Origin of the sequence: Methylobacterium sp. SyP6R (assembly GCF_019216885.1) — a bacterium.
Taxonomy (GTDB): Bacteria; Pseudomonadota; Alphaproteobacteria; order Rhizobiales; family Beijerinckiaceae; genus Methylobacterium.
The window spans coordinates 4,051,434-4,065,463 of sequence record NZ_JAAQRC020000001.1 but is presented as its reverse complement, the minus strand read 5'-3'; the positions used below and the strand labels follow the sequence as shown (position 1 = coordinate 4,065,463).

The window sequence follows — 14,030 nt, the reverse complement described above, 5'->3', positions numbered from 1 at the left end:
TCACCGGGGGCCCTGCGCCTCCGGGAACAGGCCGAGCGCCGGGCTGTCGGCGCGGATGTTCGCCGGGGTCGCCGGCCGGGGCGCGGCGGACCCGAGGCGGGTGCCCTCCTCACGCAGCCAGCGGGCGACGACCTTCACCTCGGCCTCCCGGACGTCCGAGGCCGTCACCGCATCGCGGATCGGGCGGCCGGTGCGGGCATAGGTCCAGCGCCGCAGCGACGAGGCCTCCAACCCGATGAGCCAGGACAGCAGCACGGCGATCACGAACCCCACCGCCGGGTGCAATCCCAGGGTGAGGCCGACGGCCCAGACGACGATTTCAGCGGCCAGCACCATGAGCCCGGCGAGCCAGAGCCGGTGCCAGAAGAACCACAGGGCCGAAAACCAGAAGGCCGGCCACACGAAGGCGTCCGGCACCAGCTTGGCGCGGTCCAGGGCCTCCGGCTCGCCGGGATCGACCTCGTCGGGAACGTGCAGGGTATAGGTGGTCATCCGGCTCCCCCCGGGATCCGTCGTGATGGCGACAGGGCTCTAGAGCGAGCCTTTGGTCGATGGCACCCGGCCCCCTTCGCGGGGATCGACCTCGACCGCGTGCCGCAAGGCACGTGCCAGCCCCTTGTAGCAGCTCTCGGCGATGTGGTGCTGGTTGTCGCCGTACAGGGTCTCGACGTGCAGCGTGATGCCGGCATTCATCGCGAAGGCCTGGAACCACTCGCGCACCAGCTCGGTGTCGAAGGCACCGATCTTCTCGCGGGCGAAGGTGGTGCGGAACACCAGGAACGGCCGGCCCGAGATGTCGACCGCGACGCGGGTCAGTGCCTCGTCCATGGGCAGGTGCAGGTCGGCGTAGCGGCGGATGCCGCGCTTGTCGCCCAGCGCCTGGGCGAAGGCCTGGCCGAGTGCGATACCGCAATCCTCGGTGGTGTGGTGCTGGTCGACATGGAGGTCGCCCGTCACCTTGACGTCGAGGTCGAACAGGGCGTGGCGGGCGAGCAGCTCCAGCATGTGGTCGAGGAAGCCGACGCCCGTCGCGATGCTGGCCCGGCCGGTGCCGTCGAGGGTGAGCGCGACGCTGACGTCGGTCTCGGCGGTGCGGCGGTCGACGCGGCCGGCGCGGAGGGGAGTATCGGTCATCGCGGAAGTCTGTCGCCAACGGAAACGGGCTGCCTTGTTAAAAGGCAGCCCGCGGAAACGCCAGGGGGGTTCGTGGCGGGGTCCCCGTCTCTTGCCCCCCGGTGCCGCAGGGCTAGCCGAGAAAAGAAGTGGCTCGGGCTTTCCCCTCTCCCCGCGGGCGGGGAGAGGCTTTCGTCCCCCTCGTCGGGGACGAAAGAAGCGGAGGCGAAAGCCGAAGCGAGGGTGAGGGGGTGTTTCCGGAGGAGGCTCACTCGTCGAGACCCCCTCACCCTCACCCTGCGGGCTCGCTGCATCCCCTGAACGGGGACGCAGCCCTCTCCCCGCCTGCGGGGAGAGGAGAAACCCGTGCCATGCCTTCCCCGGCAGTGAAGCCGGAACGCCGTTACCGCGCCGGTTCGGGCTCCCCGTGGTGGTCGTCCACCCCGCGCCAGCGGTTGATCCGGATCAGGATGTTGCGGATCACCACGTAGAAGACCGGGGTCAGGAACAGGCCGAACACCGTGGCGCCGAGCATGCCGAACAGAACCGCCGTGCCGAGTGCCTGGCGCATCTCGGCGCCGGGGCCGGTGGCGAAGGCGAGCGGCACCACGCCGAGGATGAACGCGAAGGCGGTCATCAGGATCGGCCGCAGGCGCAAGCGGCAGGCCTCGACGGCGGCGGCGACCGGCCCGCGGCGCTCGCTCTCCTCGATCTGGTGGGCGAACTCGACGATCAGGATCGCGTTCTTGGCCGCCAAGCCGATCAGCACGATGAGACCGATCTGGGTCAGGATGTTGTTGTCCTGCGCCCGGAACTGCACGCCGGCCAAGGCCGCGAGCACGCCGGTCGGCACCACCAAGAGGATCGAGAGCGGCAGCGCCCACGACTCGTACTGCGCGGCGAGCACCAGGAACACCAGCAGCACGCCGAGCGCGAAGACGTAGACCGCCGTGTTGCCGACCGCCTTCTCCTGGAACGCGATGTCGGTCCACTCGAAGCTCATGCCGTCGGGCAGGGTCTGGCGGGCGAGCTTTTCCATCGCGTCGAGGGACTGGCCCGAGGACACGCCCGGCCGCGAATCGCCCTGCACCGGAATCGAGTAGTACAGGTTGTAGCGCTGGACGATCTGCGGACCGGAGATGTCGCGGATGCTGGCGAGCGTGCCCATCGGCACCAGGGCGCCGGTGGAGGAGCGCACCTTCAGCCGCTCGATGTCCGATTTCTCCATCCGGTACTTGGCGTCGGCCTGGGCGCGGACCTGGTAGACGCGGCCGAAGGTGTTGAAGTCGTTGACGTAGGCGCCGCCGAGATTGACCTGGAGCGTCGAGAATACGTTGGCGAGCGGCACGTTCAGCATCCGCGCCACCGTGCGGTCGATGTCGAGATAGATCTGCGGCGTGTCGTTGCCGAAGGTGGTGAAGACGCGGGTGAGAGCCGGGTCGCGGTTGGCCGCGCCGATGAGGTCGCCCGAGACCTGGAGCAGCCGGGCGATGTCCGAGCCCTCGCGGCTCTGCACCTGCATCTTGAAGCCGCCGGCATTGCCCAGCCCCCGCACCGGCGGCGGCGGGATCGCGATGATGCGGGCCTCCTGCATCGGCGCGGTCTTGGCGAGCACGGCCTGGAGGATCTTGCCCGCCGTCAGGCCCTTCGCCAGCCGCTCCTTGAAGGGTTTGAGCGGCAGGAACATCACCGCACCGTTGGTGGTGTTGGTGAAGGTCGCACCGTCGAAGCCGGCGATGACGACGGTATTGCCGACGCCGTCGATGTCGAGGGAGCGGCGCGACACCTCCTGCACCACCGCGGTGGTGCGCTCCAGCGACGAGCCCGGCGGCAATTGCACCACCACCAGCAGGTAGCCCTGGTCCTGGAGCGGGATGAAGCCCGTCGGCGTGGTGCGCACGAGGTGGAGCACGCCATAGATCACGCCGGCATAGAGCAGCAGCATCGCCAAGAGCGGCACCAGCCGCCCGGTGAGGAAGCGGACCGTCGCCGCATAGGCATTCGCCGTCGCGTCGAAGCCGCGGTTGAAGGTGTTGGCCGCCCAGGCGCCGAACCGAGCCACGAAGAAGCGCGGCCGGTGGTGCTCGGAATGGGGCTTCAGCAGCAGCTTGCAGAGCGCCGGCGACAGCGTCAGCGAGTTGAACATCGAGATGATGGTCGAGGCCGCGATGGTCAGCGCGAACTGTCGGTAGAACTGGCCCGAGATGCCCGGGATGAAGGCGGTCGGGATGAACACCGCCGACAGCACCAGCGCGATGGCGACGACCGCACCGCCGACCTCGTCCATGGTCTTGTGGGCCGCCTCGCCGGGCGAGAGCCCCTCGGCCATGTTGCGCTCGACGTTCTCCACCACCACGATCGCGTCGTCGACGACGATGCCGATGGCGAGCACGAGGCCGAACAACGTCAGGTTGTTGAGCGAGAAGCCGAGCAGCGCCATCACCGCGAAGGTGCCGACGAGCGAGACGGGAATCGCGATGATCGGGATCAGCGCGGTGCGCCAGCTCTGCAGGAAGATCAGGATCACGACGACGACGAGGACCACCGCCTCGCCCAGCGTCTTGTAGACCTCGTGCACCGATTCGGCGATGAACTCGGTCGGGTTGTAGGCGATCTTGAATTCGAGGCCGGGCGGGAAATCCTTGGCCAGGGTCTTCATCAGCGCCTGGACCTGCTCGGCCGCCTCGAGCGCGTTGGTGCCGGGCCGCTGGAACACGCCGATGCCGATCGCCGGCTGGCCGTTGAGGAACGACTTCGTCGTGTAGTCCTTCTGGCCGAGCTCGACCCGGGCGATGTCGGAGACCCGGACCAGGCGCCCGTCGGACGCCTTGACGATGACCTTGCGGAACTCGCTCGGGTCCTGGAACCGCCCCTGCGTCTGCACCGTGAGCTGGAACGCCTGGCTCGCCGGGGCCGGCGGGGCGCCGAGCGCACCGGACGCCACCTGGACGTTCTGCTCCTGCAGCGCGTTGATCACGTCGGTGGTCGAGAGCTGGTAGGAGGCGAGCTTGTTCGGGTCGAGCCAGAGCCTGAGCGCGTATTCCGAGCCGCCGAACACCGTGATGTCGCCCACACCGTTGAGGCGCAGCAGCGGATCGCGCAGGCGCAGGTAGATGTAGTTGGCGAGATAGTTCTGGTCGAAGGTGCCGTCGGGCGAGAGCACGTGCACGACCATCATCAGGTCGGGCGAGGACTTGCGGACCGTGACGCCGAGGTTGCGCACGTCGCCGGGCAGGCGCGGCTGGGCGACCGAGAGCCGGTTCTGGACCAGCACGTTGGCGATATCGAGGTTGGTGCCGAGCGCGAAGGTGACGGTCAGCTGCATGTTGCCGTCGTTGGTCGACAGCGACGACATGTACAGCATGTTGTCGACGCCGTTGATCTCCTGCTCGATCGGCGTCGCGATGGTGGCCGCCACGGTCTCGGCATTGGCGCCCGGATAGGAGGCGCGCACCACCACGGTCGGCGGCACGATCTCGGGGTACTGCGAGACCGGCAGCGAGATGTACGAGACGTAGCCGATGATCAGGATGACGATCGAGGTCACCGAGGCGAAGATCGGCCGGTCGACGAAGAAATGGGCAAAACGCATCGGTGGGCCTCTCGCGCCCTTCGGTGTTCGGGCGTGGCGTCCTGACGGGAGGCGCCGCCCGTCAGCGGGCGGCGCGGTCGCTCACTCGCGGACCGGCGGCAATTCCTTGACCTCGGGCGTGATCTTGGCGCCCGGGCGGACCCGGGTCAGGCCGACGATCACGATGGTCTCGTCGCCTTTCAGCCCGTCGCGCACCACCCGGTAGCCGTCGATCTTGGGGCCGGGGCGGATGTTGCGCGGCTGGACGACGTTGTCGGGTCCGACCACGTAGACGAGGCGCTTGTCCTGGTTGGCGGCGATCGCGTCGTCGGGGATCAGGATGCCGCGATAGGGCTTGGAGGCCGGCATGCTGACGATGCCGAACAGGCCCGGCTTGATGAACCGGTCGGGGTTCTCGACGGTGGCGCGCAGGAGCACCGTGCCGGTCGCCTCGTCGACCCGGTTGTCGACGAAATCGAGCATGCCCTTGCGGGTGGGCTTCGCCTCGCCGGTCAGCGCCACCAGGATCGGCGCCGTGTGCTCCTTCTGGGTCGCCCCCATGCCGATCTTGAGCGTATTCTGGTAGGCCAGGAACGAGCGCTCGTCGACCGTGTAGGAGAAGTAGATCGGGTCGAGCGAGACGATGGTGGTCAGCATCGTCTGGTCGGTGATGACGATGTTGCCCTCGGTCACCAGGCGCTGCGAGATCCGCCCGTCGATCGGCGAGCGTACCTCGGTGAAGTCGTAGTTGAGCTGGGCCTGGCGCAACGCCGCGGTGGCGCTGTCGACGTCGGCCTGGGCGGTGAGCGAGTTCTGCCGGCGCTGGTCGGTGACCTGCTCGGAGATGTTGCCCGACCGGCTCAGCGTCTGGGCGCGTTCGAGGTCGGTCTGGGTGAAGTTCAGCCGGGCCTGGGCCGAGGCCAGGGCCGCGGTCGCCTGATCGAGGGCCGCCTTGTAGGGCCGCCGGTCGATGGTGAAGAGCAATTCGCCCTTCTTCACCACGGCGCCGTCCTGGAAATGGATCTTTTGCAGGTAGCCGGTGACCCGGGCCCGCACCTCGACGTACTCGATCGCGTTGAAGCGGCCGGTGAAGTCGTCATGCTCCACCACCTCCTTGACCACGGGCTTGGCGACCGTGACCGTCGGGGGCGGCCCGCCGGGGGCCTGGGCCCGCGCCGGGATCCCGGCCATCAGCAGGAGCGCCGGGATCACCGCCGCCAGCCTCAGCCTGCGCATACTCGTTCTCCCGTTCATCTCGTGCATGCGGCCCGCCGGACGCGCGCCGAGGATGCGCCAGGGTGCATCGGCGGGCGGCTGGCAGATTCGGGAACCGCGCCGTCCTCGGCGCGGCCCTCCCGGGGCCTTGAGGGGTCGAACCGCCAAGAGCGAGGCGGACAGTGTTCGTCAGTTATTCCACGGCCTCGCCGGCATTGGCCCAGTCCTTGAACCCGCCGACATAATGCTCGCTCAAGGGCACGCCCTGGCTCTGGAGGTATTGCAGCGCCCGGGCCGAGCGCACGCCGGCGGCGCAGGACAGGACCGGCCGGCGGCCGTCTTCGGCGATCAGCGCCTGCAGCCGCTCGACGTCGAAGGCCGAGAGCGGGAAAGACACCGAGCCCGGGATGTGGCCCGATTCGAATTCGTTGGGCTCGCGCACGTCGATCAGCAGGACGGAGCCGTCCGCCAAGCCGTTCTTCACCGCATCCCGATCCAGATCGACGATCGCCATTGTCTCACCCGAACGTCGACCCAGCGCCGACCCACGATCCTAATCGACGCGCCCGACACTTGTCACCGCGACGCGACGGAGCGGTTACGAATGCGATAAATCATCACCGCTCAGCGTTGCAAGAGCGACCATCCACAGGCCGGCCCGCGTCTTGTGCGCTGCCGCACAGGACGGATTCGGCGAAAGCCCCCGCCACTGTGTAGGAAGGCGGGCGACTTAACCTCCCCGTCTCCAGGACTTCAGGCTCACAGGCTTCATGCGCCCCCATCCCGTCGCCCTCGACCTCACCCGCCTCGTCACCCGCCTGCGCCATGCGAGCCCGACCGGCATCGACCGGGTCGACCTCGCCTATGCCCGGCGCCTGCTGGCGCAGCCGGGCCCCCGCTTCGGCATCGTGTCGACGCCGCTCGGCCCGAAGGTGCTCGACGGAGGCCAGATGGCGGGCCTCGTCGAGGCGGCAGTCGCGGCCTGGACCGAGGAGGTCGCGGCCGGCGACGATCCTGTCTACCGCGACCTCGCAGGCCGGCTCGGCCTGCCGGTCCCGGCCTCGGGCCCCTCCGCCGCGAAGCCGGACGGCGCGCGCGCACGCCGCAGGCGCCAGCTCGAGGCCTGGCTCGCGGTCTTGCGGGCGCCGGGCCCGGAAAGCGTGCCGATGAACGCGCTCTACGTGCACACCTCGCACCTGCGCCTCGACAAGCCGGCGCGGTTCGACTGGCTCTACGACCGGCCCGACATCCGACCGGTCTTCTTCATCCACGACCTGATCCCGATCGAATATCCCGAATACGGTCGCGACGGCGAGGCCGAGCGGCACCGGGTGCGGATGGAGACGGTGGCCCGCCACGCGCAAGCCATCGTGGTGAACTCGGCCGATGTCGGGCAGCGCTTCTCGGCCCATCTCGCCGGCCTCGGGCGCCGGGTGCCGCCGGTCACCGTCGGCCCGCTCGGGATCGAGGCGGCCTTCCATGCTGCGCCGTCGGTGCCGCCCGCCCGGCCGTTCTTCCTGGTCTGCGGCACGATCGAGCCGCGCAAGAACCTCATCAGCCTGCTCACCGCGTGGCGCGAGCTCGCGGCTCGGCACGGGGAGGCGACGCCGCGCCTCGTCGTCGTCGGGCGCCGGGGCTGGGAGAGCGAGAACGTGATCGACCTCCTGGAGCGCTGCCCGGCGGTGCGCGCCCACGTCACCGAGGCCTCGGGCCTGTCGACCGCCGGTCTGGTACGGCTGATGGGGAGCGCCACCGCCCTCCTGATGCCCTCCTTCGCCGAGGGCTACGGCCTGCCGGTGCTGGAGGCCGCCGCCGGCGGCCTGCCCGTCGTCGCCTCCGACATCCCGGTCCATCGCGAGATCGCGGGCGATTTCGCGGAGTTCCTGCACCCGCTCGACGGATTGGGCTGGATGCGGGTGGTGGAGGACCTCGCGGCGCCGGGCTCGCCCTTGCGGGCCACGATGGCGGAGCGCCTCGCGGGCTACCGGGCCCCGACCTGGGCCGACCATTTCGCCCGGGTCGATCCGACGCTGGCGGCCCTGGCGGGGTGAGGGCCGGGGGCGGTTTTGCGTGCGGCCTGCCGCACGGCTAAGGTTGCGGCACGATTTCCACGCGGCCCTCATTGCCCTGCCGCGGACGAGAGCGCGCTCCCCCCTCTCCCGTGTGGGAGAGGGGCTGGGGGTGAGGGTGACACGCTTCAGCAGTGAACGCTGAACGTGGTGCTGGCAGCGGGACGGTCCGAGCCTGACACAGGACCGTGGCACCCTCACCCCTACCCCTCTCCCGCACGGGAGAGGGGATCCCGCTCGAACTCGTCCAGGGTAGCGCGGTGACGGCTCATCCCGGACCGCCCCCATGACCGACTCCCCCTACCCCCGCGACCTCGTCGGCTACGGCCGCACCCCGCCCCAGGCGCAATGGCCGGACGGCGCCCGCATCGCGGTGCAGTTCGTGATCAACTACGAGGAGGGCGGCGAGAACTGCCTGCTCCACGGCGACCGGGCCTCGGAGGCGTTCCTGTCGGAGATCGTCGGCGCGCAGGCCTGGCCGGGCCAGCGCCACATGAGCATGGAATCGATCTACGAATACGGCTCGCGGGTCGGCTTCTGGCGCCTGCACAAGCTGTTCACCGGGCGCAACCTGCCGGTGACGGTCTACGGCGTCGCCACCGCCCTCCAGCGCAATCCCGACGCGGTCGCCGCCATGCGCGAGGCCGGCTGGGAGATCGCCTGCCACGGCCTCAAATGGATCGACTACCGCGACTTCTCCTACGAGGAGGAGAAGGCCCACATGAGCGAAGCGATCCGGATCCACACCGAGGTGACCGGCGAGCGCCCGCTCGGCTGGTACACGGGCCGGACCTCGGAAAATACCCTGCGGCTGGTGATGGAAGAGGGCGGCTTCCTCTACTCGGCGGATTCCTACGCCGACGACCTGCCCTACTGGGTCGAGGGGCCGCGCGCACCGCAACTGGTGGTGCCCTACACCCTCGATTCGAACGACATGCGGTTCGCGACGCCGCAAGGCTTCAATGCGGGCGACCAGTTCTTCGCTTACTTACGCGATTCCTTCGACGTGCTTTATGAAGAGGGCGCCGAGACGCCCCGGATGCTGTCGATCGGCCTGCATTGCCGCCTCGTCGGCCGGCCGGGCCGGATCGCGGCCCTGGCCCGCTTCCTCGACCACGTCGCCGCCCACGACGACGTGTGGGTAAGCCGGCGCATCGACATCGCCCGGCACTGGGCGAAGACCCATGCGCCGGCCGGCCTGACCCCGAGCCGGATGGGCCGGGCCCTGTTCGTGGAACACTTCGGCGACGTGTTCGAGCACTCGCCCTGGGTGGCGGAGGGCGCCCACGCGACCGGATTGTCGGGCATGCAGGACTCGGCCGACGGGCTCCACGCCGCCATGATCGCGGTGATGCGGGCGGCCGATCCGGAGCGCCAGCTCGCCCTCATCCGCGCCCATCCCGACCTCGCGGGCCGGGTGGCGGCCGCCGACCTCGCGCCGGAATCCCGCGCCGAGCAGGCCTCGGCCGGGCTCGACGCCCTCGACCAGGAGGGCCGCGCCCGCTTCCTCGCCCTCAACGAGCGCTACCGCACCCGCCACGGCTTCCCGTTCGTGATGGCGGTGCGGGGCAAGGGGCCGGAAGAGATTCTGGCGCAACTCGCCGAGCGGCTGGACAATCCGCCGGAGGAGGAGCGGGTCCGCGCACTTGCCGAGATCGAGACGATCGCGCTGCTGCGGCTGCGGCAGCGGCTGCCGTCGCTGCCGGATGTGTTCTCGGCGACGGCGTAGTCTTTCGATGCGGCTGCGACAGTCGCCACGGGTAACCCTCCCCCCTTTGCGGGGGAGGTTGGTCCCTGCGTCAGCAGGGACCGGGAGAGGGGCAGCGCGACGCTGATCCAGGGGGCGCTCTTCAGAACGGTTCAGTCTTGTCCGGAACCGTGGTTCCCCTCTCCCGCCCGGCGCACGAGTGCTTCGCACTCGCAGCCGGGCACCCTCCCCCGCAGAGGGCAGGGCTGTCCGGGGAAAGAAAAAAGCGCGGGTTTCCCCTCTCCCCGACAGATCCCGGGCTTGCCCGGGATCTGCAAGCGACGGACGAAGTCGGGCAAGCCCGACTTCGTTGCGGGGAGAGGCCTGAGCTCCGAAGGGGCTCAGGAAGCCCGAAGGGCGAGGGTGAGGGGGTGTTTCCGAAGGAGCCTCATCCGGAAACACCCCCTCACCCTCGCTGCGGCTTTCGCCTCCGCTCCTTTCGTCCCCGACAAGGGGGACGAAAGCCTCTCCCCGCCCGCGGCTAGCATGTTCACACATCTCGGTTTGAGCGCTTCTCCCTTTGAAGGTAGCGCGCCTCTCCTCCCCCTTGTGGGGAGGAGCCGGAGGTGGGGGTGGTGCCGGATAGACCGCTGAGCTTTACGCGGCACCACCCCCACCCCTAACCCCTCCCCACAAGGGGGAGGGGAAAGCGCGCACCTTTACAGGGGGTTAGCTCTCTGGCGAGAAGTGTGAATCCGCTAGCCGCCCGCGGGGAGAGGGAATTTCCTGCGCCTCGTCTTTCCCCGGACAGCCCTGCGCAGAGGGGGGAGGGTTCCTGCGTGGCCGCCGGTCAGGCCTCGAACCGCTCCGCCCGCCCATGCGGCGCGTCGTAATCCAGCACCGGGCCCACCGGCACGATCCCGGTCGGGTTGATGGTCGGGTGGCTCTCGTAATAGTGCCGCTTGATGTGGGTCAGGTTCACCGTCGGGGCGATGCCGGGGGTCTGGTAGAGGTCGCGCGTGTAGGGCGCGAGGTTCGGGTAGTCGGCGATCCGGCGCAGGTTGCACTTGAAGTGCCCGACATAGACCGGATCGAACCGCACCAGCGTGGTGAACAGCCTGATATCGGCCTCGGTCAGCCGGTCGCCCATCAGGTAGCGCGAGCGGTCGAGACGGGCGTCAAGCGCGTCGAGTTCCTCGAAGAGCGCCGTCACCGCCTCCTCGTAGGCGTCCTGCCGGGTCGCGAAGCCGGCCTTGTAGACGCCGTTATTGACCCGGTCGTAGACCCGCGCGTTCAGGGCGTCGATCTCCGGCGCCAGATCCTCCGGGTAGAGGTCGGGGCCGGCACCGCCGAAGGCGCCGTTCAGCATCCGGACGATCTCGGCCGATTCGTTCGACACGATCGTGCCCCGGACCTTGTCCCAAAGGACCGGCACGGTGACCCGGCCGGTATAGTGCGGGTCGGCCTTCAGGTAGACCTCGTAGAGCCGGGTCGCGCCGTTGACCGTGTCGGGCCCCGCGCCCGGGCTGTCGCCGAACACCCAGCCCTCGGCGCCCATATGCGGATCGACCACCGAGACCGAAATCGCGTCCTCGAGCCCCTTGAGGGCCCGCACGATCAGGGTACGGTGGGCCCAGGGGCAGGCGAGCGAGACGTAGAGGTGGTAGCGCCCGGGTTCCGCCGGGAACCCGCCCTCCCCGCTCGGGCCGGGCGCACCGTCCGGCGTCACCCAGTTGCGGTAGGCCGCATCCTTGCGCACAAAGCGCCCGCCGGTCTCCTTGGTGTCGTACCATTGGTCGTGCCAGACGCCGTCGACCAGAAGCCCCATCGCACCCTCCTCGCCATCCGCCCGAAGGTGGGGCGGCCGCCCCGCGCCGCAATGGCCGTCGCTCAGATCCCGGCCCCGTCCCGGGAGGGGAGCGCCCGCGCGCCCTCCGCCTCGACGTCGAACCGATCGGTCGGCACCCGGGCGAGGAAGCGTTCCGCCACCTCGACCAGCAGCAGGTGCGGGCGCACCCGTGCGACGTAATCCCAGTCGAGATTCGACGACCAGACGAAGTGCAGCTCGCGAAAGCTCTCGGCCAGCAGCCCGGTCAGGAAGATCGGGTGGAAATGCGAGCAGGAATCGCCGAACAGCATCAGCGTGCGCGGATCGGCGGCCGGGCTGTCGTTGCGGAAGACCACGTGGGCGCCGACATGGAGGTCGGCGGCGGTGCCGCGCGCCTCGTGGCCCTCGACCAGCGGGTTGGCGAAGATCCGCACGGCGTCGCGCTGCATCTCGTAGACCCGCATCGTCTCGCGCCGGGGCGGATCGAGCTTGCCGCCGAGGTCGCGCACGCCGTCATGGTCGTGGAACGGCCGGCTCGCGAGGTCCGGCGGCGGCACGGCGCCGAGCGCCCGCATGATCTCCCCGTAGGCGAGGCGGCAGCCCTCCTGGCTCCAATGGGTGTCGGTGCGCAGGTAAAGCGGCGGCTCGGCGTCGCGCGCCGCCCGCAACGGCCCGACGAGGTCGATCCAGGCCCGCGCGGCGGGCGAGCGGGCGAGGCGCGCGCCGAGGCGGCGGGCCGGCGACAGGGCGGGGTCGAGGGCGAGCCCGTCGAGGCGGTCGTCGTAGACGCTCAGCTTCTCCGGCACCACGACGTGGAAGGCGCGCAGGCCCAGGGAGGCCGCCTTCGCCGTGCGGGCCTCGATCAGCCGGCGCCAGCGCCACAGCCGCCAGGCGACGGGCAGGCTCGCCCGGTATTGCTGCCGCACCCGGTTGGTGCCGCCGGTCAGGAAGAGCCATCCGTCCCGGCCGAGATGGACCATGTCGGTGCTGTCGCGCATGCGGGGCGTGTAGCGGGAAGTGCCCGAGCTGAACAGCGCCGCCGATCCTGGCCGTTCCGCCCTGGCCATTCCGGTCCCGCGCGCCATTTCGCCGGGAGGATGACGCAACACCCCCTGATCCTCACCCTGGAGCTCGACGAGGCCGCCTTCGCGGAGTTCGACGGCGAGCGCCGCCGCCACTTTCCGGCCGCCCTCAACAAGATTCCGGCCCATGTCACGCTCTTCCATCACCTGCCCGGCGAGGAGGAGCGCGGCATCGTCGAGACCCTGGCCGCGGAGATGCGGGCGGAGGGCCCGATCCCGGTCCAGGTCGCATCCCTGCGCTTCATCGGCCGCGGCGTCGCCTATGCCCTCGAATCCCCGCGCCTGTCGCGCTTGCGCGGGCGGCTCGCCGCCACGTTCGAACACTGGCTGACGCCGCAGGACCGGCAGGGCTACCGGCCCCACGTCACGGTGCAGAACAAGGTCGCGCCCGAGGAGGCACGCGCCCTGCACCGCGAACTGGAGGCCGGTTTCGTGCCCCGGGAGATCACCGGCACCGGGCTCCTGCTCTGGCGCTATCTCGGTGGGCCGTGGGAGGCCCGCGGCCGGTTTCCGTGCGGGGGCGCCTGATGGTCGCGATTCCGTTCCGGCGCCACGCCACGGCGATGTGGCTGCGCTTCCGCCTCAACGAGATCGGGCCGCTCGCCTCGCTGCTCGCCGTCAGCCTGTTCGGCTTCGGCTTCTTCAAGCTCGCCGACGAGATCCGCGAGGGCGGCTCGTTCGGCTTCGACGATCGCCTCCTGCTGGCGCTCCGGGTGCCGGGCGATCTCGCCCAGCCGATCGGCCCGTCCTGGCTGCCCGAGACGATGCGGGACATCACCGCCTTCGGCAGCGTGTTCGGCATCGTCTACGTCACGGCCTGCGTGATTCTGTACCTCGCCATCACGGCCCGGCGGCGCGCCGCCCTGTTCGTCGCGGTGGCGGTGGGCGGCGGCGAGATCCTGTCGACGGGACTCAAGCTGTTCTTCCATCGCCCGCGGCCGGAGCTGGTGCCGCACGGCATGGAGACCTTCACGGCGAGCTTCCCGAGCGGCCACGCCATGCTGTCGGCCATCGCCTACCTGACGCTCGCGATCCTGCTCGCCCGGGTCGAGCGCTCGCGCAAGGTCAAGGCCTTCGTGATGGGGCTCGGCGTCGTCACCACGCTGCTGGTCGGCATCAGCCGGATCTATCTCGGGGTGCACTGGCCGAGCGACGTACTCGCCGGCTGGTGCATCGGCGCCGCCTGGGCATCCCTGTGCTGGTTCGTCGCCCTCCAGCTTCAGAGGCAGGAGGTGGTGGAGGCCCCGGATCCGCCGCCGCCGGCGTGAACGTTTTCTCCCACGGACCCGACACCCTCGATGTCGTCCCGGGGCTCGCCGCAGGCGAGAGCCCGGTATCAATCACCGCTGGCGGTGCAGAACGAGGCGTATCCCGTTCCGCTTCATCCTGAATCGTCGGCGGATATGGATCCCGGGTTCCGCTGCGCGGCCCCGGGACGACGTCGAGGGTGAGGAGACGGGGGATA

At 69.9% G+C, this 14,030-nt stretch carries 11 protein-coding genes; 4 read left to right on the top strand and 7 right to left on the bottom strand.

The features are described 5' to 3' along the window. The 5 genes from HBB12_RS18690 to HBB12_RS18670 form a co-directional block, all read right to left on the bottom strand. On the bottom strand, nt 1–492 hold the full coding sequence (locus HBB12_RS18690; protein ID WP_236990721.1) for a DUF2628 domain-containing protein: 492 nt from the start codon (nt 490–492) through the stop codon (nt 1–3). Between the two features lie 39 nt (nt 493–531). Continuing rightward, nucleotides 532–1,134 carry an imidazoleglycerol-phosphate dehydratase HisB gene (hisB, locus tag HBB12_RS18685; RefSeq protein ID WP_236990720.1) on the bottom strand — a complete coding sequence of 201 codons (603 nt, stop codon included), beginning with the start codon at nt 1,132–1,134 and terminating at the stop codon, nt 532–534. Between the two features lie 382 nt (nt 1,135–1,516). Next, the gene (locus tag HBB12_RS18680) at nt 1,517–4,705 is read right to left on the bottom strand and encodes an efflux RND transporter permease subunit (protein ID WP_236990719.1); all 3,189 of its coding nucleotides are present in this window, start codon (nt 4,703–4,705) and stop codon (nt 1,517–1,519) included. A gap of 81 nt (nt 4,706–4,786) precedes the next feature. Next, nucleotides 4,787–5,920 carry an efflux RND transporter periplasmic adaptor subunit gene (locus HBB12_RS18675; RefSeq protein ID WP_236990718.1) on the bottom strand — a complete coding sequence of 378 codons (1,134 nt, stop codon included), beginning with the start codon at nt 5,918–5,920 and terminating at the stop codon, nt 4,787–4,789. A gap of 172 nt (nt 5,921–6,092) precedes the next feature. Further along, nucleotides 6,093–6,413 (bottom strand): rhodanese-like domain-containing protein, encoded by a 321-nt coding sequence (locus tag HBB12_RS18670; protein ID WP_236990717.1) that lies wholly within the window; start codon nt 6,411–6,413, stop codon nt 6,093–6,095. Nucleotides 6,414–6,669: 256 nt separating this feature from the next. Between HBB12_RS18670 and HBB12_RS18665 the strand changes: the two genes are divergently transcribed. Further along, nucleotides 6,670–7,950 carry a glycosyltransferase family 4 protein gene (locus HBB12_RS18665; protein ID WP_236990716.1) on the top strand — a complete coding sequence of 427 codons (1,281 nt, stop codon included), beginning with the start codon at nt 6,670–6,672 and terminating at the stop codon, nt 7,948–7,950. Between the two features lie 304 nt (nt 7,951–8,254). Next, the gene (gene puuE, locus HBB12_RS18660; RefSeq protein ID WP_236990715.1) at nt 8,255–9,697 is read left to right on the top strand and encodes an allantoinase PuuE; all 1,443 of its coding nucleotides are present in this window, start codon (nt 8,255–8,257) and stop codon (nt 9,695–9,697) included. Nucleotides 9,698–10,505: 808 nt separating this feature from the next. Here puuE and HBB12_RS18655 read toward each other — a convergent pair. Beyond that, the gene (locus HBB12_RS18655; protein ID WP_236990714.1) at nt 10,506–11,483 is read right to left on the bottom strand and encodes a glutathione S-transferase family protein; all 978 of its coding nucleotides are present in this window, start codon (nt 11,481–11,483) and stop codon (nt 10,506–10,508) included. A 62-nt stretch (nt 11,484–11,545) separates the two neighbouring features. Then, complete coding sequence (locus tag HBB12_RS18650; RefSeq protein WP_236990713.1) at nt 11,546–12,481, bottom strand: alginate O-acetyltransferase AlgX-related protein; 936 nt, start codon at nt 12,479–12,481, stop codon at nt 11,546–11,548. A 99-nt stretch (nt 12,482–12,580) separates the two neighbouring features. Between HBB12_RS18650 and HBB12_RS18645 the strand changes: the two genes are divergently transcribed. After that, nucleotides 12,581–13,093, top strand: coding sequence for a 2'-5' RNA ligase family protein (locus tag HBB12_RS18645; protein WP_236990712.1), 513 nt, complete (start codon nt 12,581–12,583; stop codon nt 13,091–13,093). Next, on the top strand, nt 13,093–13,833 hold the full coding sequence (locus HBB12_RS18640) for a phosphatase PAP2 family protein (protein WP_236990711.1): 741 nt from the start codon (nt 13,093–13,095) through the stop codon (nt 13,831–13,833). Before HBB12_RS18645 ends, HBB12_RS18640 begins: the two co-directional genes overlap by 1 nt. Nucleotides 13,834–14,030: the final 197 nt, after the last annotated feature.

What these genes read in the sequence shown, in the direction of transcription:
- HBB12_RS18645 (WP_236990712.1), top strand. Translation starts at nt 12,581, where the DNA reads ATGACGCAACACCCCCTGATCCTCACCCTGGAGCTCGACGAGGCCGCC.
- HBB12_RS18650 (WP_236990713.1), bottom strand. Translation starts at nt 12,481, where the DNA reads ATGCGCGACAGCACCGACATGGTCCATCTCGGCCGGGACGGATGGCTC.
- HBB12_RS18670 (WP_236990717.1), bottom strand. Translation starts at nt 6,413, where the DNA reads ATGGCGATCGTCGATCTGGATCGGGATGCGGTGAAGAACGGCTTGGCG.
- HBB12_RS18640 (WP_236990711.1), top strand. Translation starts at nt 13,093, where the DNA reads ATGGTCGCGATTCCGTTCCGGCGCCACGCCACGGCGATGTGGCTGCGC.
- HBB12_RS18665 (WP_236990716.1), top strand. Translation starts at nt 6,670, where the DNA reads ATGCGCCCCCATCCCGTCGCCCTCGACCTCACCCGCCTCGTCACCCGC.
- HBB12_RS18675 (WP_236990718.1), bottom strand. Translation starts at nt 5,920, where the DNA reads ATGCGCAGGCTGAGGCTGGCGGCGGTGATCCCGGCGCTCCTGCTGATG.
- HBB12_RS18680 (WP_236990719.1), bottom strand. Translation starts at nt 4,705, where the DNA reads ATGCGTTTTGCCCATTTCTTCGTCGACCGGCCGATCTTCGCCTCGGTG.
- hisB (WP_236990720.1), bottom strand. Translation starts at nt 1,134, where the DNA reads ATGACCGATACTCCCCTCCGCGCCGGCCGCGTCGACCGCCGCACCGCC.
- HBB12_RS18655 (WP_236990714.1), bottom strand. Translation starts at nt 11,483, where the DNA reads ATGGGGCTTCTGGTCGACGGCGTCTGGCACGACCAATGGTACGACACC.
- puuE (WP_236990715.1), top strand. Translation starts at nt 8,255, where the DNA reads ATGACCGACTCCCCCTACCCCCGCGACCTCGTCGGCTACGGCCGCACC.
- HBB12_RS18690 (WP_236990721.1), bottom strand. Translation starts at nt 492, where the DNA reads ATGACCACCTATACCCTGCACGTTCCCGACGAGGTCGATCCCGGCGAG.